Genomic DNA, 17683 nt, shown 5'->3' with positions numbered 1-17683 from the left:
ACCGGGGCGAAGCGGTTTCCCCGCCGCCCGCAGCGCGGCTAGACTGGCCCCGAAGCAGGCAGAACCCGGAGGCCCAGGTGGAGCATGATGGACCGGCGGGCGCCCCCGCCTCCCCCCTCGCCCTGATGCGGCAGCAGATGGCGGCGGCCGACGACCGGCTGCGCGCCGGCCTTGCCGCCGCCCGGGACGAGGCCGATATCATCGCCATCGCCCGCGACCTGCTGGCGCTATGCGAGGCGGTGGCGGCCGACCTCGCCGGCCTGGCGCCGGTGAAACCGCTGGCCTGCCGTGCCGGCTGCGATCTCTGCTGCCGCAACCTGATCCAGGTCCGGCCGCTCTTCGCCGTGCTGGCGGCGGCCGAGGCCCGCGCGACCTTTCCGCCGGCGCAATTCGCGGTGCTGCTCGACCGGGTCGCCGGGGGCACGGATTTCTGCCCCTTCCTGTTCGACGGCCGCTGTTCCATCTATCACGTCAGGCCCATGGTCTGCCGCGGCTATTACAGCCTCGATTTCGAGCGCTGCCGCGAGGGCGACTATTGCGAGAAGGGCCTCGGCTATCAGGGCGACGGCGGCCATGCCGCGCATCAATCGATGGTCTTCCTGTTCGCGCTCGAAAAGCGGATCGAGGCGATCGAGGCCGATCTCGGCCTGGCGCCGGGCCTCGTCCTGCTCGACCGCGCGGTCCGCACCCTGCTGGCCGAACCCGATGCCACGGCCCGCTGGCTGGCGGGCGAGGCCGTGTTCACCGCGACCGGCGACCCGCGCCTGCCCGGCTGAGGCATGGCGACCGGCGGCAACTTCGGCTAGGGTCCGCGCCATGCTGCCGATCCCTGCCAGCCTCTCGGCCTGCGCCGTCGAGGTCCTGACCACCGCCGACGCCCTGGAGAAGGCCGCCAAGTCCCGCCGCTTCGCCAAGGCCTGGCGCGACGGCCGCGCGGCGGGCGGCGCCATGCCCATCGGCAGCGCGGTGCCGCCGCCGCGCCCGGCCCGGCCGGCCAAGCCCGACCTGCTGCCCCCGCGCGACGTGCCGCGCCGCCGCCCGGGCTCGCCCCAGGGGCGCAAGGCCCTGCTCCATGCGGTCGCCCATATCGAACTGAACGCCATCGACCTGCATTGGGATATCGTCGCCCGCTTCACCGCAACCCCGCTGCCGGTCGATTTCTACGACGACTGGGTGCGGACCGCGGACGAGGAGGCACGGCATTTCGAATTGCTGAGCGACTGCCTGCACGCAAGGGGCAGTTTCTACGGCGACCTGCCGGCCCATGCGGAAATGTGGCGTGCGGCCGAGGATACGGCCCACGACCTGCTGGCCCGCCTGACCGTGGTGCCCATGGTGCTGGAAGCCCGCGGCCTCGACGTTACCCCCGCCATGATCGAAATCTTCCGCAAGGCCGGCCCGGCGGAGGCGGACGCGGTCGCCGCCCTCGAAACCATTTATGCCGAAGAGGTCGGCCATGTCGCCCATGGCACGAAATGGTTCCACGTCCTCTGCGCCCGCCACGGCCTGCCGCCGCGGGAAACATTCCACGCCCTGATCCGGCAATATTTCCACGGCGCCCTGAAGCCGCCCTTCAACGACGAGAGGCGCGCCGCCGCCGGCCTGCCGCCCGATTTCTACCGGCCCCTGGCCGAAGGGTGACCACGCGCGCGGCCGGAAGGCGGCAGCATGGCTTGACGCCCGGTCCGCCGCCGCCCAAGTTGTCCCCGGGGACGCGGGAACGGGGGTAGTCGCATGGCCACACGAACGGCGGACGGGCGCGGGGCCGGCGAAAAGATCTTTCGGTATCCGTGGTACGGCGTGGCACTCATCTGGTTCGTGGTGCTTCTGCTGGCCGGCTTCGTCATCGTCCTGACCGCCGGCGCCCTGGCGCTGGTGATCGACGGCGAGCCCGGCACCGCCGTGGTTCTGGCCGTGCTCGGCCTCCTTGTCGGCGCGCTCCTGCCCCTCACGGTCCGGCCCGCCCTGACCTTGACCAGACACAAGGTAAGCATCGGCGGCGACGGCCGTATCCGCATGACGCTGCCGACCTGGGGCCGCAACGGCCCGCGGCCGCCCCTTTATGACGTCGAACTCGCCCCCGGCGACATCGCCGCCGTAGAACACCGCGAAGTGATGCGGCGGAGCATGGGCACCCCCTGGACGGAGGAATGCTGGCGCGTCGTCACCCATGGCGGCGAAGCCTATGATTTCGGCACCCGCGCGACACGGGGGGCGATCCACTTCCCGGTCGAAACCGCGGGACAGGCGATCGCCGGACTCGCGGGCGTGACGGTCGGCGAGGCCGGCCCGGTGGAAGCCGGCAGCGACGGCGTGCTGCGGCCGCTGACCGCGGTCGAGGCCGAAGGCAAGCGCCGGACCGCCCAGAACTTCTGGATCGGCATCGGTATCGCCATGGCACTGCTCGCCATCCTGCGCGCGTGCATGCAGATGGGTTAGCTCTCCGGATCCTGGAGAGATGCCAGATATATATCGAGCGCCTGAACCGTGGCCTTTGCACGCTGGAAAGTATTTTCGCTGATGCCAAGGCCCATGTGCCGGGCTTCGATATGCACGAGATATTCCATGCACGCCTCTTTCCCGACGCCACGCCGAAGCAGCCCGGCGACGTGCATCAAGTAGCCGTCATACTCATCGGCCGCCCCGTCGCATCGGTGCAGCCCGATCGGGTCCCATAGAGACCAGCCGATGTCGCGCAACCGGGAAAGGGCGATCGTGGTGGGCTTGGGCATGGCGTCATTATAGACGACAATATCGCTACGCCCCACAACGTCCACCCGGTGGAAATCGGCGGAGCCCGATGGCTTGCCGCGGCGGATGGAGATCCATCTGCCCGGCAACATCGACAACTTGTCTGAAATCGGCGGCTTGCCAGGCCGTTGGCGTCCCCTACGGGATTCGAACCCGTGTCGCCGCCGTGAAAGGGCGGTGTCCTAGGCCTCTAGACGAAGGGGACTGAGAGGCTCTCGCGCTTGCGAGGCGCCTCAGATACGAATTCCCGAAGCGCCGGTCAACACAAAAATAGCAGACCCGGAAAGCCGCGGCCTGCGCTGCGGGAAACGGCCGGAATCGGCCGGTATCGAGACCTCGGGGGGATTCGGGTCCGAATCAGCCGGGTGCCCTCACCCCTGACGGTTGGCGTCCCAGAGCACGAATTCATGGGCGATGAAGCGTTCCATCATGTCGCGGTAGATCGCTTCGATCAGGTCGGGCGAGGCGCCATGGCCGAGGGCTTCGGCCCGGATCTTGTGCACCACGTCTTCGATCCGGGCCTCGTCGCGGACCACGTCGCGCGTCGGCTTGATCCGGCCGGCGTCGGCGATGCGCTGCTCGCGTTCGGCCAGCAGGCGGACGATGTCGCGGTCCAGGCGGTCGACCTCGGCCCGGACCTCTTCCATGGTGTTGCAGCGTGTCATGACACTATCCTAGAGGCCGGCCGCATCGGCCGCATCCTCGATCATGAGGCGAAGGCGGGACCGGCCCTGCCATATTTCGGCACGGACATGACCGGCGAGATGGACGGGCGCGCCCCGGGCCGCCGCCGCGGCCAGCCCCTCGACCACGGCGCCGTCGCCGGAACGGAAGGCCACCGCCTCCGCCGAGCGGCCGCCCGCATCTTCGAGGCGCAGGCGCAGGTGACCCTTGCCCATGGGCGCGGCATGGGCGATGCGGACCGCGGGCAGGACGAAGCGCGGCTCCGGATTGCCCTGGCCGAAGGGGGCGACCTGGGCCAGCCGCGCCACCAGGTCGCCGCTGATCCCGGCAAGGCCGATGGCGGCGTCGATCTTCAGGCCGTCGCGGGCGAGCGCGTGTTCGACCAGGGTCTCGAAGCGGCCAGCCCAGAAATGTTCCAGGTCGTCGAGGCGGGCCGTGGGCACGGTGATGCCCGCGGCCATGGCGTGGCCGCCGCCCTCGTCGATCAGGCCGGTAGCCCTTGCCGCCGCCACCGCCGCGCCAAGGTCGATCCCGGGGATCGAGCGGCCCGAGCCCTTGGCCCGGCCGTCCTCGATGATCGAGAGCACGAAGGTCGGCCGGCGATAGCGTTCCTTCAGGCGGCTGGCGACGATGCCGACGACGCCCGGATGCCAGCCCGCACCCGCCGCCAGCACCAGGGGGCCGACACCATTGCCCCGCGCCAGCCGGCTTTCCACCGCCTCGACCGCCGCCGCCTCGACCTCTTTCTCGATCGCCTGGCGCTCGCGGTTCAAGGCATCGAGACGGGCCGCCAGGGCGGTGGCGAATTCCGGATCGTCGGTCGCCAGCAACTGGGCGCCGAGATCGGCCTGCCCCACCCGCCCCCCGGCATTGACCCGGGGCCCGAGCAGATACCCGAGGTGATAGGCGGTCGGCGCCGTATCGACCCGCGCCACATCCATCAGCGCCGCAATGCCCGCATTGCCCCGCGCCGCCATCACCTTCAAGCCCTGGGTGACGAAGGTGCGGTTGAGGCCGGTCAGGGGCACGACGTCGGCAACGGTGCCCAACGCCACGAGGTCGAGCAGCGCCATCAGGTCCGGCGGCGCCCCGTCGCCGAAGAAGCCGCGGCGGCGCAAGTCGCGATTGAGCGCGACGACCAGCAGGAACGTCACCCCGACCGCCGCCAAGTGGCCGAGGCCGGACTCGTCGTCCAGCCGGTTCGGATTGACCAGGGCATGGACCGCGGGCAGCAGCGGTTCCGCCTGGTGATGGTCGGAGACGATGATCTCAAGCCCGGCCGCCCGCGCCGCCTCGAACGGCTGAAAGGCCAGGGTGCCGCAATCGACGGCGATCACCAGCCGCACCCCTTCCCGCGCCAGGAATTCGAGGGCGGCGACATTGGGGCCATAGCCCTCGCGCTGGCGGTCCGGCACATAAAGCCGCAAGGGCCGGCGCAGCGCCTTGAAATAGCGGATCAGCACCGCCGCCGAGGTGGCGCCGTCGACGTCGTAATCGCCGAAGACGGCGATCTCCTCGCCCGCGATCACCGCGTCGGCCAAGCGGGCGGCCGCGCGCTCCATATCCTTCAGGCGGGCGGGATCGGGCATGTCGGCCCGGAGACTGGGGTTCAGGAAGCGGTCCACCGTCTCGATCGAGAGCCCGCGCCCGACCAGCACCCGCGCCGTCACCGCATCGAGGCCGGTGGCCTGGGCCAGCGCCAGCGCCTCCCGCTCGTCCCCCACCCGGAAGCGCCAGGGCCGGCCGGCGAAAGAGCGCTCGACCCCGAGCACGAGGTCGGTGCCGGCCGGGAAATCGGGACGGGCGGCGGGCATCATGGCCGGGAAGTCCGGGCGTAAGCGCGATTCGTCATGGCTGCATAGTAAGCATGGTCCGGGCCGGGCCGTCAGTCCCCGCAATGCGACAGGATGATGAACGGCATCCGAGTACCCCCATGGCCGGTGCCGGACTCACGGCCAAGCACAAAATATGGGGGTCGAACCAAATTTTCCCGGTTCCGACTCACGCCGGGTCGACCTAGAGTTTGTGTCCAACCACGGCGGATGCCCCCTATCCATGGGGTCGCCATAACAAGGGTGGCAGCGGTCGGGCCCTTCGGTCCGGCCTCGGGGCGCGGCAATCTACAAGGTCAGGGGCGATAAGATGCGGATCGAGCGGCGATTCACGACCGAAGGCAACTCTCCCTACGCGGGCATCGAGTTTCAGGAAGTATCGAGCGAGATCCGCAATCCGGACGGTTCGGTGGTGTTCAAGCTGGGCGCCATGGAAGTCCCCGCCGCCTGGAGCCAGGTCGCGACCGACATCCTGGCCCAGAAGTATTTCCGCAAAGCCGGGATTCCCGCCCGCCTGAAGAAGGTGAAGGAAAAGGGCGTGCCGTCCTGGCTGTGGCGTTCCGTCGCCGACGAGACGGCGCTGGCCAAGCTGCCGGCGGACGAGCGCTACGGCGACGAGCGCACCGGCCGCCAGGTCTTCGACCGCCTGTCCGGCACCTGGACTTATTGGGGCTGGAAGGCCGGCATGTTCGACGGCGAAGCGGATGCCCTCGCCTTCCGCGACGAACTGGCCTTCATGCTGGCGAACCAGATGTGCGCGCCCAATTCGCCGCAATGGTTCAACACCGGCCTGCACTGGGCCTATGGCATCGACGGCCCGGCCCAGGGCCATTTCTATGTCGACGAGAAGAGCGGGCAGGTCACCCGTTCCACCTCCGCCTACGAGCGGCCGCAGCCCCATGCCTGCTTCATCCAGGGCATCGAGGACGACCTCGTGAACGACGGCGGCATCATGGACCTGTGGATCCGGGAAGCCCGCCTGTTCAAATATGGTTCGGGCACCGGCACCAATTTCTCCAAGCTGCGCGGCGTCAGCGAAAAGCTGGCGGGCGGCGGCAAGTCGTCGGGCCTGATGTCCTTCCTGAAGATCGGCGACCGGGCAGCGGGCGCCATCAAGTCGGGCGGGACCACGCGGCGCGCGGCCAAGATGGTGATCGTCGACGTCGACCATCCGGACATCGAGGAATTCATCGACTGGAAGGTGATCGAGGAACAGAAGGTGGCGGCCCTGGTCGCCGGCTCCAAGCTCGCCGAAGTCCATATGAACGCGATCCTCGCGGCCTGCCATCTCGACACGGTGGGCGGCGACGCCCGCTTCGAGCCGAAGCAGAACGAGGCGCTGAAACAGGCGATCAAGGCCGCCCGCAAGGCCATGATCCCGGACAATTACATCCAGCGCGCCATCCAGTTCGCCCGCCAGGGCTATCGCGACCTCGAATTCCGCGTCTATGACACGGATTGGGATTCGGACGCCTATCTGACCGTCTCCGGCCAGAATTCCAACAATTCGGTCCGCGTCACCGACGAATTCCTGAACGCCGTGCTGGCCGACCGCGACTGGCAGCTGACCGCGCGCACCACCGGCAAGGTGACGAAGACGGTGAAGGCCGCCGAACTGTGGGAAAAGATCGGCCTTGCCGCCTGGCAATGCGCCGATCCGGGCCTGCAGTATCACACCACGGTGAACGACTGGCATACCTGCAGCAATTCGGGCCCGATCCGCGGCTCGAACCCCTGCTCGGAATATATGTTCCTGGACGATACGGCCTGCAATCTGGCGTCCCTGAACCTTCTCACCTTCCGCCGGGACGACGGCAGCTTCGATGTCGCCGCCTTCGAGCATTCGGTCCGCCTCTGGACCCTGGTGCTCGAAATCTCGGTGACCATGGCGCAGTTCCCCTCGCCGAAGATCGCCGAACTGTCGTACCGCTACCGCACCCTCGGGCTCGGCTTCGCCAATATCGGCGGCTATCTGATGGCGTCGGGCCTGTCCTACGACTCGGACGAGGGCCGGGCTTTCGGCGGCGCCGTCTCGGCGGTGATGACCGGCATCGCCTATGCCACCTCGGCCGAGATGGCGAAGGAACTGGGCGCCTTCCCCGGCTTTGCCGACAATCGCGCGCCCATGCTGCGGGTGGTGCGCAACCACCGCCGCGCCGCCCACGGCGTTGCCACCGGCTATGAGAACCTGCACACGCTGCCGGTCGCCCTCGACCATGCGAATATCCGCGAGGCCGGCCTTGCCGCCGCCGCCAAGCGGGCCTGGGACCTGGCGCTGGAACTGGGCGAGCAGCACGGCTATCGCAATGCCCAGGCGACGGTGGTCGCGCCCACCGGCACCATCGGCCTGGTCATGGATTGCGACACCACGGGGATCGAGCCGGACTTCGCCCTGGTGAAGTTCAAGAAGCTGGCGGGCGGCGGCTATTTCAAGATCATCAACCGCATCGTCCCCGTCGCCCTGGCCACCCTCGGCTATGGCGAGAAGGACATCGCCGACATCGTCGCCTATGCGGTCGGCCACGGCACGCTGGCGGGCTCGCCGGCGATTTCGCATGCCGCGCTGAAGGCCAAGGGCTTCGGCCCGGCCCAGATCGAGGCGGTGGAAAAGAACCTCGCCCAGGCCTTCGACGTGAAGTTCGCCTTCAACAAATGGACCGTCGGCGAAGACTTCTGCCTGAAGACCCTGAAACTGCCGGCGGAGAAGCTGGACGATCCGGGCTTCGATTTCCTCGGTGCGCTCGGCTTCTCCAAGGCCGACATCGAACTGGCTAATGTCCACGTCTGCGGCGCCATGACCCTCGAAGGCGCGCCGCACCTGCGGGACGAGCATCTGCCGGTCTTCGACTGCGCCAATCCTTGCGGCCGGATCGGCAAGCGCTATCTCTCGGTCGAAAGCCACATCCGCATGATGGCGGCGGCCCAGCCCTTCATCTCGGGCGCCATTTCCAAGACCATCAACATGCCGGCATCGGCGACGGTCGAGGAATGCAAGGAAGCCTATCTCCTGTCCTGGCGACTGGCGCTGAAGGCGAATGCGCTCTATCGCGACGGCTCGAAACTGTCGCAGCCGCTGGCCAGCCAGATCCTGGAAGAGGTGAACGACGAGGTCGGCGAAGACGCCACCCCCATGGTGAAAGGCCAGGTCATCGCCGAGCGGATCGTCGAGCGCATCGTCGAGAAGGTCGTGCCCGGCGTCGGCGTGCGCCAGCGCCTGCCCCACCGCCGCAAGGGCTATACCCAGAAGGCCAATGTCGGCGGCCACAAGGTCTATCTCCGCACCGGCGAATATGACGACGGCAAGCTGGGCGAATTGTTCATCGACATGCACAAGGAAGGCGCCGCCTTCCGCAGCCTGATGAACAATTTCGCCATCGCGGTCTCGATCGGGCTTCAGTACGGCGTCCCGCTCGAGGAATTCGTCGATGCCTTCACCTTCACCCGCTTCGAGCCGGCGGGCATGGTCGAAGGCAACGAGGTCATCAAGATGGCGACCTCGATCCTCGATTACGTCTTCCGGGAACTGGCCGTCTCCTACCTCGCCCGCAACGACCTTGCCCATGTCGAGCCGGCGGACCTGCGCTTCGACGCCATGGGCGACGGCGCGGACGAAGCCGCCCTCGACGGCGCCCCGCAGCGCCGCGAGGCGGTGGATGCCAAGGCCGCCGCCTTCAAGGCGTCGGTCACCGCCCCGGTCTCGAACGGCTATGTCCGCTCCAACCTCTATGTCCTGAACGCCGCCGCGCAAGGCTTGCGTCAGGCGGCCCAGGCCTCCCATGCCTCGGAAGCCGTCGCCCTGGTGGCGGAGCCGGAGGTTGCCGTCGCCGCCCAGGCGGAAAGCGCCAGTGCTGCGGTGGCGGTCGCCGCCAGCGCGGTTTCCGCGGCCGAAAAGCGCCTCGCCCGCATCCGCGAGGCGCGGGTGAAGGGCTATGTCGGCGATGCCTGCGGCGATTGCGGCAATTTCACCCTGGTGCGCAACGGCACCTGCCTGAAGTGCGACACCTGCGGCTCGACCAGCGGCTGCTCGTAACCCGACGCGCCTGACGAAAACCCCGCCGGTCCCGCCGGCGGGGTTTTTCGTTTTTCAGGGGAGCGGCGCCCGGGCATAGCGGCCGGGCGGCTGGCCGACATGGCGGCTGAACGCCGTGCTGAAGGTGCTGGCCGAGCCGTAGCCGACCCGCGCCGCGACCTCGGCAAGACCGCCCTCGCCCCGGCGCAGCAGGTCCTTGGCCAGCGCCATGCGCCAGGCGAGCAGATATTCCATCGGCGGCACCCCGACGTGGCGGCTGAAGCGCTCGAAGAAGGCGGAGCGCGACAGCGCCGCCGCCCGCGCCAATTCCGCCATGGTCCAGGGCCGGGCCGGATCGGCATGCATTCTCCGGATCGCTTCGGCCAGCCGGCCATCGCCCAGGCCGCGCAGCAAGCCCGCCGGGGCATCCGGCGCCTGGGCCAGGCGCAGGGCTTCGACCAGCAGGATCTCGACAAGGCGGGCGAGCACGAGGCCGCGCCCGGGCTGGGCCGCCGCAGCCTCCCCGATCAGCAGGCGGACCAGGACGGACAGCCGCTCCACCCCCCGGACATGAATCTGCTTCGGCAGCAGCGACAGGAAGAGATCGCCGTTGCCGGCCTCGGTGACGAAATAGCCGCCCAGGATGCGGACATCGGGCGGGCCGTCCTGGCGGCCGTGGCGAAGCTCGGCCGTTGCCTGCGCCGCCGCATGGGGATCGACCGGCTCCGGCGCCACGGGCTCGAAGCCGGTCATGGTGAAGCCCGGCGTCGTCGGCAGCAGGATGAAATCGCCGGCATCGAGAGTCAGCGCCGCCTGCCCGTCCACGGCCAGCCGGCAGGCGCCTTCGATCACGGCGGCGAAACTGGGATACCCGAAATCCCCGTATCGGACCCCCCAGCGCCCGGCGCCGCTGATGCCCTTGGTAAAGACCGCCCGGGGCCGGAGCAGCCCGATGACATCCGAAAGAGGATCGACCATGTTTGGACGATAACAAATGAAAAATGGATCATCAATCGCAGATCGTCCGATCCACCCCGGCTAGAATGCCGTCATCGACACCCGAGATGGGAGATGAAGGATGAAGACGATATTGATCACCGGCTGTTCTTCGGGCTATGGGCTCGAGACGGCGCGCCATTTCCTGGGCCAGGGCTGGCATGTGGTCGCGACCATGCGCCGACCGCGGGCGGACCTTCTGCCGCCGGCCGAAAACCTGCGCCTCCTGCCGCTGGACGTTACGGACGAGGCCAGCATCGCGGCAGCGGTCAAGGCCGCGGGGCCGATCGACGTCCTGGTCAACAATGCGGGCATCGGCGTCGTCGGCGCCTTCGAGGCGACGCCCATGGCCCATATCCGCAAAATCTTCGAGACCAATACCTTCGGCGTGATGGCCCTGACCCAGGCCGTCATCCCGCAGATGCGCGAACGCCGCGCCGGCACCATCGTCAACGTCACGTCGAGCGTGACCCTGGCGCCCATGCCGCTGGCCGCCGCCTATACCGCCAGCAAGCAGGCGATCGAGGGCTTTACCGGCTCGCTGGCCCATGAACTCGGGCATTTCAATATCCGGGTCCGGCTGGTGGAGCCCGGCTATGCCCCGACCACGCGCTTTGCCGCGAATACCGAGGTCCGCATCGAGGATCTGGTGCCCGAGACTTACGCCGGCTTCGCCGCCCCGATCTTCCAGGCCTTCGCCCGGCCGGCCCTGACCACCCGGGAAAGCGACGTCGCGGAAGCGGTATGGGCCGCGGTCGACGACGGCACGGCCAGGCTTCGCTTCCCGGCAGGCGCCGATGCGGTCGCCCTGGCCGGCACCGCCTAGCCCGCATGGTTGACAGTCAGTCCGGTCCCGCGCACTGATGGTTAAAAGGGCTGGGCTCGACACACGCCATGATTCGTCATTTGTTCCTGATCCTGTTCGTGATCGCCGGCGGCATCGGCGCCAGCCAGCTGCCGAATTTCGCTCGCGCCTATGAACAGCGGCTGGGCGGCGCCCTGGGCGAAGTGCAGAAACTGGTCGATGCCTTCGCCACCCAGGCGGCGGCCGAGGGGCTGACCTTCAACGAACTGGCCGAGCGGCACCGCCAGTCCAGCGATTCGGCGGTGCGCGGCACGGCCGACCGCATGCTGGCGCTGGAAACGCGGCGGAAATCGCTGGCGGCGGAAATGACGGTGCTGAGCGCGACCACCGACAGTTTCGGCAAGGTGGTGACGGTCGCGACCGGCAGCGACCGCGAATTGCTGCGCGACACGCTGTCGACCTATGAGATCACGGCGACGCTGGATCCGATGTTCGGGCTGGGCGGGGTCGGCTTCGGCTGGGCGCTCTACGGCCTGCTCGGCCTCGTGTTCCGACGCCGGAAAAGGGCAACGCCGGGCGGTTTCGTCCGGCGCTGATCCCGATTGCCGCCGTCAGGCTGCGCGGGGCAGCCGGGCGGCGGTCCAGATGCGGTCGAGGGCGGCGACCAGCCGGTCCATCATGTCGTCGTCGTGGAAGGGCGACGGGGTGAAACGCAGCCGCTCGGTGCCGCGCGGCACGGTCGGGAAATTGATCGGCTGGACATAGATGCCGTCGACCGCCAGCAATTCGTCCGAGATCGCCTTGCAGCGGACCGGATCGCCCACCATCACCGGCACGATATGGGACTGGCTGTGCAGCACGGGCAGGCCGGCGGCGGCCAGTTTCCGCTTCAGGGTGGCGGCGCGTTCCTGATGCTTTTCGCGCAGTTCATTGTGCCGGCGCAGGTATTTGATCGAAGCGCAGGCCCCGGCCGCGATCACCGGCGCCAGCGACGTGGTGAAGATGAAGCCCGGCGCATAGGACCGCACGCAATCGACCATCACCGACGAGCCGGCGATATAGCCGCCCATGGCGCCGAACGCCTTGCCGAGGGTGCCCTCGATCACGTCGATCTCGCCCATGGTGCCCGTCGCCTCGGCGACGCCCGCACCCTGCAGGCCATAGAGGCCGACGGCATGGACTTCGTCGAGATAGGTCAGGGCATTGTATTTCTTCGCCACCTCGACGAAATCGGCGATCGGGGCGATATCGCCGTCCATCGAATAGACGCTTTCGAAGGCGATGATCTTGGGCGCCGCCGGATCGGCATCCTTGAGAAGATCGACGAGGTGCTTCACGTCGTTATGGCGGAAGATGCGCTTGGGCGCGCCGCCGTGGCGGATGCCCTCGATCATGGAGGCGTGGTTCAATTCGTCGGAATAGACGGTGACGCCCTTCAGCACGCGGGACAACGCGGACAGCGCCGCCTCGTTCGAGACGAAGCCGGAGGAGAAGAGCAGCGCCGCTTCCTTCCGATGCAGGCTGGCCAGTTCGTCCTCCAGCAGGACATGGGCGCGGGTGGTGCCCGAGATATTGCGGGTGCCGCCGGCGCCGGCGCCGAAAGTATCGAGCGCCTCGTGCATGGCGGCGAGGACTTCGGAATTCTGGCCCTGGCCGAGATAATCGTTCGAGCACCAGACCACGATCTCGCGGGGGCCGGCCTGGCTTTGCCAGGTGGCACGGGGGAAGGCCCCGCAGTGACGCTTCAAGTCGGCAAAGACACGATACCGGCCTTCTTGCTTCAGGTCGGCGATGGCAGTCGCAAATTTCTCGTCGTAGTTCATTCGCCCTGTCCCAGTTGCCTTGATCGTGGGCACCGGTGATTAGCCCCTGCCCCATGCCGATGATCACCAAGCGACGGCCACTCGTGTGCCGGCACCCATCCTCACAGGTATTGGTTCACAAATCCTATAACGGTGGGTTGATCCAAGGCAAAGCCGATCGACAAAATGCGGGGTGCAAGTTGCCGCAGGGCCCAAAGTGTGATGGGCCCAAAAGGGCGAGGTGCCGAAAATGCGGACGGCGGGAACGCCCCCCGACGTCCCGCCGCCCTGACCGCCTATCCCCCGATGGGCGATCACCGCCGCGGCAACCGCGGCGGCACGGAAGAAAGATGCCGGGGTCCGGGCGTCGGCGCTGTGACCGCCCGCACAGTCGGCAAGGTTTTGTTAACGGCCGCGCCGGCGCCGCCCCTCGTCCAGCTCGGCGGCGGAGATCTGCAGGCCGCCGATCAGTTCGAAGGCATAGGGCGACTTGCCGTCGAGCGGCACGGTGACGGTCAGGTGTTCCAGGATGCCGCCGCCCGGCTTGCCCCGGTCGAGGGGGATCTGGGTCTCGTAGCTGGCGCGGCTGATCACCCGCGTGTTGGTCTCGGTCAGGGCCAGGAAATAGGGCACGGTGATGCCGGTGACATCCTTGCCCGCCGGCCCCCGGCGCGCGACGATCGAAAGCCCGACGTCGACCGTGACCTGGCCGTTCGCGGCCGGCTGGCAGATGCCCTTGGCGTCCAGCACTTCGACGGTATAGACGACGTCGTCCGGCGTTTGGCCGCCGCCGTCGCGGAACCTTGTCAGGCTGGCGCCGTCGGACAGCACGGAAACGGCGGGGCAAGGCACGGCAGGCGTTTCCGTCGCGCCGGAGGACGACGAGGAGCCGCAGCCCGCGAGCCCGAGCGCGACCAGCACCGCCGCGGCCAGGGCGGCCTGCCTGCGCGGTGCTTTCCCGCCTTGCGACACGATGGCCATCCTTTGCTTCCCTTTCGCTGCCGGTACGGATTATGGTCGGCGCACTCTAGACAAGCGCCCGCACGGGCACAAGCCGGGCCCGGCCCCTCCAGTGGACGTCACGACGACGATGAGCAAACCCGCCCTGACCATCCTTCTCGCGGCCCCGCGCGGCTTCTGCGCCGGGGTGGACCGGGCCATCCAGATCGTCGAACTGGCGCTCGAACGCTTCGGCCCGCCGATCTATGTCCGGCACGAGATCGTGCACAACCGGACCGTGGTCGAATCGCTGGAAGCCAAGGGCGCGGTCTTCGTCGAGGAACTGGACGAGGTGCCGGCGGATGCCCATGTCGTCTTTTCCGCCCATGGCGTGCCGAAATCGGTGCCGGCGGATGCGCGGCAGCGCGGCCTGGCCTATCTCGACGCCACCTGCCCCCTGGTCTCCAAGGTCCATGTCGAGGCGGAACGCCTGCATGCCCAGGACATGCACCTGATCATGATCGGCCATGCCGGCCACCCGGAAGTGGTGGGCACCATGGGCCAATTGCCCGAGGGCGCGATCACCCTGGTCGAGAAGGTCGAGGATGTCGCCGCCCTGGCGGTGCCGGACCCGGAAAAGCTCGGCTTCATCACCCAGACCACCCTGTCGGTCGACGACACGGCGGGCATCGTCGCCGCGCTGACCGCGCGCTTCCCCGCGATCCAGGCGCCCCATAAGGAAGACATCTGCTACGCCACCACCAACCGGCAGGCGGCGGTGAAGGCGATCGCGCCGCAATGCGATGCGCTGATCGTGATCGGGGCGCCCAATTCCTCCAATTCCGTCCGCCTGGTCGAAGTCGGGGCCCGCGCCGGCGTCGCCAAGGCGCTGCGCATCCAGCACGCGGGCGAACTCGACTGGTCGTTGATGGAAGGCGTGCACCGGGTCGGCATCACCGCCGGCGCCTCCGCCCCCGAAAGCCTGGTCGAGGAATTGATCGAAGCCTTCCGCCGGCGTTACGCGGTGACCGTCGAACAAGTGACGGTGACCGAGGAACGCGTCCAGTTCAAAGTGCCCCGCGCCCTCATCGCCTGATCCCGATCCGCCATGGCCGTCTATACCGACGTCGACAACGACGCCCTCGCCGCCTTCCTCGCCGAGTACAATATCGGCGAGGTCCTGTCCTTCAAGGGCATTGCCGAGGGGGTCGAGAATTCAAATTTCCTGCTGGAAACCACCCGCGGCCGCTTCATCCTGACCCTGTTCGAGAAGCGCGTCGCCGAGGCGGACCTGCCCTTCTTCATCGGCCTGATGGACCATCTGGCGCTCGGCGGCCTGTCGTGCCCGACGCCGATCCATGCCCGCGACGGCAAGGCGCTGCGCCGGCTGGCCGGGCGGCCGGCGGTGATCGTCTCGTTCCTGACCGGCGTCTCGCCGCGGAAGCCCAATGTCGCCCAATGCGCCAGCGTCGGCGCGGCGCTGGCCGGCCTGCATGCGGCCGGGGCCGGCTTCGGCATCCGGCGCGACAATGCCCTGTCGCTGGCGGGCTGGCGCCGGCTGGTCAACGATTGCGCCGCCGATGCGGACAAGGTGCGCCCCGGCCTTGCCGAGACCATCGCCGGCGAACTGGCCTATCTCGAGGCGCGCTGGCCGCGGGACCTGCCGCGCGGCGTGATCCATGCCGATCTCTTCACCGACAATGTCTTCTTCGTCGGCGACGATGTTTCCGGCTTGATCGACTTCTATTTCGCCTGCAACGACTTCTACGCCTACGACCTGGCGATCTGCCTGAACGCCTGGTGTTTCGAGCCGGACGGCGCCTTCAACGCGACCAAGGCCATGGCGCTCTCCCGGGGTTACACGGGAAAGCGCCCGCTTTCCCGCGCCGAGGCGGCGGCCATGCCCCTGTTCTGCCGGGGCTCGGCGCTGCGCTTCCTGCTGACCCGGCTCTACGACTGGCTGAACCAGGTGCCGGGGGCGCTGGTGCGGCCGAAGGACCCGGTCGAATATCTGAACAAGCTCCGCTTCCACACCGGCGCCCAGGGCCCGGAAACCTATGGCATTACCATTGACTGACGACGACCGCGTTGAAATCCACACCGACGGCGCCTGTTCCGGCAACCCGGGACCGGGCGGCTGGGGCGCCCTGCTCCGCTTTCGCGGCACCGAGAAGGAACTCTCGGGCGGCGAGGCGCAGACCACCAACAACCGCATGGAACTGATGGCGGCGATCGCGGCGCTCGAGGCGCTGACGCGCCCGGCCGAGGTCCGCCTCTTCACCGACAGCCGCTATGTGATGGACGGCATCACCAAGTGGATCGCCGGCTGGAAGCGGAACGGCTGGAAGACCGCCGACAAGAAGCCGGTGAAGAACGACGACCTGTGGCGCCGGCTGGAAGTCGCCGCGGCCCGCCACCGCGTCGACTGGCACTGGGTCAAGGGCCATGCCGGCGATCCCTTGAACGAGCGGGTGGACCAGATCGCCCGCGCCGCCATCAGATCCGCCACGACAGGCTGAGGGCGCCGAAGACGTCGCCCTGCGTCTGCCCGACATATTCCTTGGTGCGGAAGACCTGGGTGAAGGTGGCGCGGACATTGCCGATGGTGACCGCGGCGCCGACCTGGAGATCGGCGACGAAATTCTTTTTCTCGACACTGTCGCTGTCGGCGAAACTATTGCCGTCGAGGAAGATGTTGCGCGCCACCGCCCGCCCCTCGACCCCGGCGAAGACATACCAGTCGATATCGTTCACCGGCTTGAAATAGCCGGTGCCCGACAGCGCGGTGCGGATGCGCGGCGCGCCCCAGTCCGAGGAGACGTCGCTGCCGACCTTGAGGGTGGCGCTGGCCGAGGCATAGGTATGGACATTGCCGAGGGTGGCGCCCACGCTCGGCTCCAGCGCGACGCCGAGGCCGCCGGGGTGGAATTCCGAGATGAAGCGCCATTTCCGCTCGTAGGACAGGACCACGCCCATCTCGTCCGACAATTGGGAATCCCAGCCCTCGAAGGGTTTCACGCCGATGGTGTCGTGGAACCAGCTCTGTGTCTCGGCGGCGCCGGCCGAAGGGCCGATGACCCCGACCTGAAGCTCGTAGCTGTCGAGCTGGCGGCCGGTGTCGTTGGTCAATTGCACGCCGCCGTAGAGCCAGCCCGCGAAGGGACGGCCATGGTTGCCGGCGGTGGTCACGTCCTGGCGGCCGGGGGTGAAGATGCTCTGCCCGATCGAGAAGCCGAGGCGGACCACGCCCTGCTCCGGCATGAGCGGCAGGGCCCGAGCCAGCACGCCGGCATCGAGCGGCGTCGCATCCGAGCTTAGCAGATAGGACGCGCGCATGCCGTGGGTGTAATGCTGGTCGGTGCCGCCGCCGAACTTGTCGTTCTCGATCTGGATCGACAGGGTGCCGCGGTCGTCGCTCGGGTCTTCGCCCGCGGTGGCGGTGCGCTTCGGCGCGGCGGTATCGCCCGCGGTCGCACCGTCGAGCGCGCGGCCGCCCTTGCCGTCGAAGGACAGGGTCAGGGAGGCGATCAGCGCCGGCATGTCGACGCGCGACCCATGCAGTGACACCGGGCCGAAGTCGAGGGCCGAAATGGCCCCGCTGGCCGAGACGGCGATCCCGGCGAAAGCCCCGCAGACGGCAGACAAAATGGTCCCGTTCAGGACCGCGTTCATGGCGATCATGGCAAGCTACCCACAGATTGGAAATGGTCAGGCGTTCAGCCCTTGTGGGAGCAAGTTGCACCAGGCCGGCGGCAACATCAGCCGTAAGACCATCCATTTCCAAAGGTATTCAGCCCCTTTGGAACCGCTTCGGCGCAGCTATGGTTAGCGAAGGGTAAATCGCCCAAGGATTGGGCAAAATGGC

Annotated in this window: 16 protein-coding genes and 1 tRNA gene; 9 read left to right on the top strand and 8 right to left on the bottom strand. The window is 68.1% G+C overall.

Annotated features, from left to right (window positions below; all coding sequences use genetic code 11):
* Positions 1-77 precede the first annotated feature (77 nt).
* The 3 genes from DKG75_RS23185 (at position 78) to DKG75_RS03140 (ending at position 2439) form a co-directional block, all read left to right on the top strand.
* Entirely contained in the window at positions 78-776 is a 699-nt protein-coding gene (locus DKG75_RS23185; RefSeq protein ID WP_208111929.1) for a YkgJ family cysteine cluster protein, read from the top strand.
* A gap of 40 nt (positions 777-816) precedes the next feature.
* The gene (locus DKG75_RS03145; RefSeq protein WP_109919611.1) at positions 817-1641 is read left to right on the top strand and encodes a ferritin-like domain-containing protein; all 825 of its coding nucleotides are present in this window, start codon (positions 817-819) and stop codon (positions 1639-1641) included.
* A 93-nt stretch (positions 1642-1734) separates the two neighbouring features.
* On the top strand, positions 1735-2439 hold the full coding sequence (locus tag DKG75_RS03140) for a hypothetical protein (RefSeq protein ID WP_109919610.1): 705 nt from the start codon (positions 1735-1737) through the stop codon (positions 2437-2439).
* Here the strand turns inward: DKG75_RS03140 and DKG75_RS03135 are convergent.
* From DKG75_RS03135 to recJ, 4 genes are all read right to left on the bottom strand, one after another.
* Positions 2436-2843, bottom strand: coding sequence for a hypothetical protein (locus tag DKG75_RS03135; RefSeq protein ID WP_208111928.1), 408 nt, complete (start codon positions 2841-2843; stop codon positions 2436-2438). The two genes, DKG75_RS03140 and DKG75_RS03135, sit on opposite strands and share 4 nt — an antisense overlap.
* A 37-nt stretch (positions 2844-2880) precedes the next feature.
* Positions 2881-2956: transfer RNA gene (locus DKG75_RS03130), tRNA-Glu, on the bottom strand.
* 166 nt (positions 2957-3122) lie between these two features.
* Positions 3123-3416 (bottom strand): chorismate mutase, encoded by a 294-nt coding sequence (locus tag DKG75_RS03125; RefSeq protein WP_208111927.1) that lies wholly within the window; start codon positions 3414-3416, stop codon positions 3123-3125.
* A gap of 9 nt (positions 3417-3425) precedes the next feature.
* On the bottom strand, positions 3426-5252 hold the full coding sequence (gene recJ, locus DKG75_RS03120; protein ID WP_341809831.1) for a single-stranded-DNA-specific exonuclease RecJ: 1827 nt from the start codon (positions 5250-5252) through the stop codon (positions 3426-3428).
* 325 nt (positions 5253-5577) lie between these two features.
* Here recJ and DKG75_RS03115 point away from each other — a divergent pair, with 325 nt between their 5' ends.
* On the top strand, positions 5578-9297 hold the full coding sequence (locus DKG75_RS03115) for a vitamin B12-dependent ribonucleotide reductase (RefSeq protein ID WP_109919609.1): 3720 nt from the start codon (positions 5578-5580) through the stop codon (positions 9295-9297).
* Positions 9298-9351: 54 nt separating this feature from the next.
* Here the strand turns inward: DKG75_RS03115 and DKG75_RS03110 are convergent, their stop codons facing one another.
* A complete protein-coding gene (locus DKG75_RS03110) occupies positions 9352-10254 on the bottom strand; it encodes an AraC family transcriptional regulator (protein WP_109919608.1) in 903 nt (300 codons plus the stop codon).
* Positions 10255-10354: 100 nt separating this feature from the next.
* Between DKG75_RS03110 and DKG75_RS03105 the strand changes: the two genes are divergently transcribed.
* Together DKG75_RS03105 and DKG75_RS03100 are read left to right on the top strand one after the other, a co-directional pair.
* The gene (locus DKG75_RS03105) at positions 10355-11098 is read left to right on the top strand and encodes an SDR family oxidoreductase (protein ID WP_109919607.1); all 744 of its coding nucleotides are present in this window, start codon (positions 10355-10357) and stop codon (positions 11096-11098) included.
* Between the two features lie 68 nt (positions 11099-11166).
* Positions 11167-11673, top strand: coding sequence for a DUF2937 family protein (locus tag DKG75_RS03100; protein ID WP_109919606.1), 507 nt, complete (start codon positions 11167-11169; stop codon positions 11671-11673).
* A gap of 15 nt (positions 11674-11688) precedes the next feature.
* Here DKG75_RS03100 and hemA read toward each other — a convergent pair whose 3' ends face one another.
* Together hemA and DKG75_RS03090 are read right to left on the bottom strand one after the other, a co-directional pair.
* Positions 11689-12900 (bottom strand): 5-aminolevulinate synthase, encoded by a 1212-nt coding sequence (gene hemA, locus DKG75_RS03095; protein ID WP_109919605.1) that lies wholly within the window; start codon positions 12898-12900, stop codon positions 11689-11691.
* A gap of 384 nt (positions 12901-13284) precedes the next feature.
* Positions 13285-13860: a hypothetical protein gene (locus DKG75_RS03090; RefSeq protein WP_109919604.1), complete on the bottom strand. Its 576-nt coding sequence runs from the start codon at positions 13858-13860 to the stop codon at positions 13285-13287.
* Between the two features lie 109 nt (positions 13861-13969).
* On the opposite strand from DKG75_RS03090, the gene ispH reads away from it, so the two are divergent.
* The 3 genes from ispH to rnhA are packed head-to-tail and all read left to right on the top strand — an operon-like array spanning position 13970 to position 16337.
* On the top strand, positions 13970-14914 hold the full coding sequence (gene ispH / locus DKG75_RS03085; RefSeq protein WP_109919603.1) for a 4-hydroxy-3-methylbut-2-enyl diphosphate reductase: 945 nt from the start codon (positions 13970-13972) through the stop codon (positions 14912-14914).
* Between the two features lie 12 nt (positions 14915-14926).
* Positions 14927-15895, top strand: coding sequence for a homoserine kinase (locus tag DKG75_RS03080; RefSeq protein WP_109919602.1), 969 nt, complete (start codon positions 14927-14929; stop codon positions 15893-15895).
* On the top strand, positions 15888-16337 hold the full coding sequence (rnhA, locus tag DKG75_RS03075; RefSeq protein WP_425086467.1) for a ribonuclease HI: 450 nt from the start codon (positions 15888-15890) through the stop codon (positions 16335-16337). The genes DKG75_RS03080 and rnhA overlap by 8 nt, the downstream gene beginning before the upstream one ends.
* Here the strand turns inward: rnhA and DKG75_RS03070 are convergent.
* The gene (locus tag DKG75_RS03070) at positions 16315-17499 is read right to left on the bottom strand and encodes a lipid A deacylase LpxR family protein (protein ID WP_243746426.1); all 1185 of its coding nucleotides are present in this window, start codon (positions 17497-17499) and stop codon (positions 16315-16317) included. The two genes, rnhA and DKG75_RS03070, sit on opposite strands and share 23 nt — an antisense overlap.
* Between the last annotated feature and the right edge of the window lie 184 nt (positions 17500-17683).

It is taken from the genome of Zavarzinia compransoris (genome assembly GCF_003173055.1).
In the GTDB taxonomy this organism is placed as follows: domain Bacteria; phylum Pseudomonadota; class Alphaproteobacteria; order Zavarziniales; family Zavarziniaceae; genus Zavarzinia; species Zavarzinia compransoris.
This window is presented reverse-complemented; position numbering and strand designations above follow the sequence as displayed.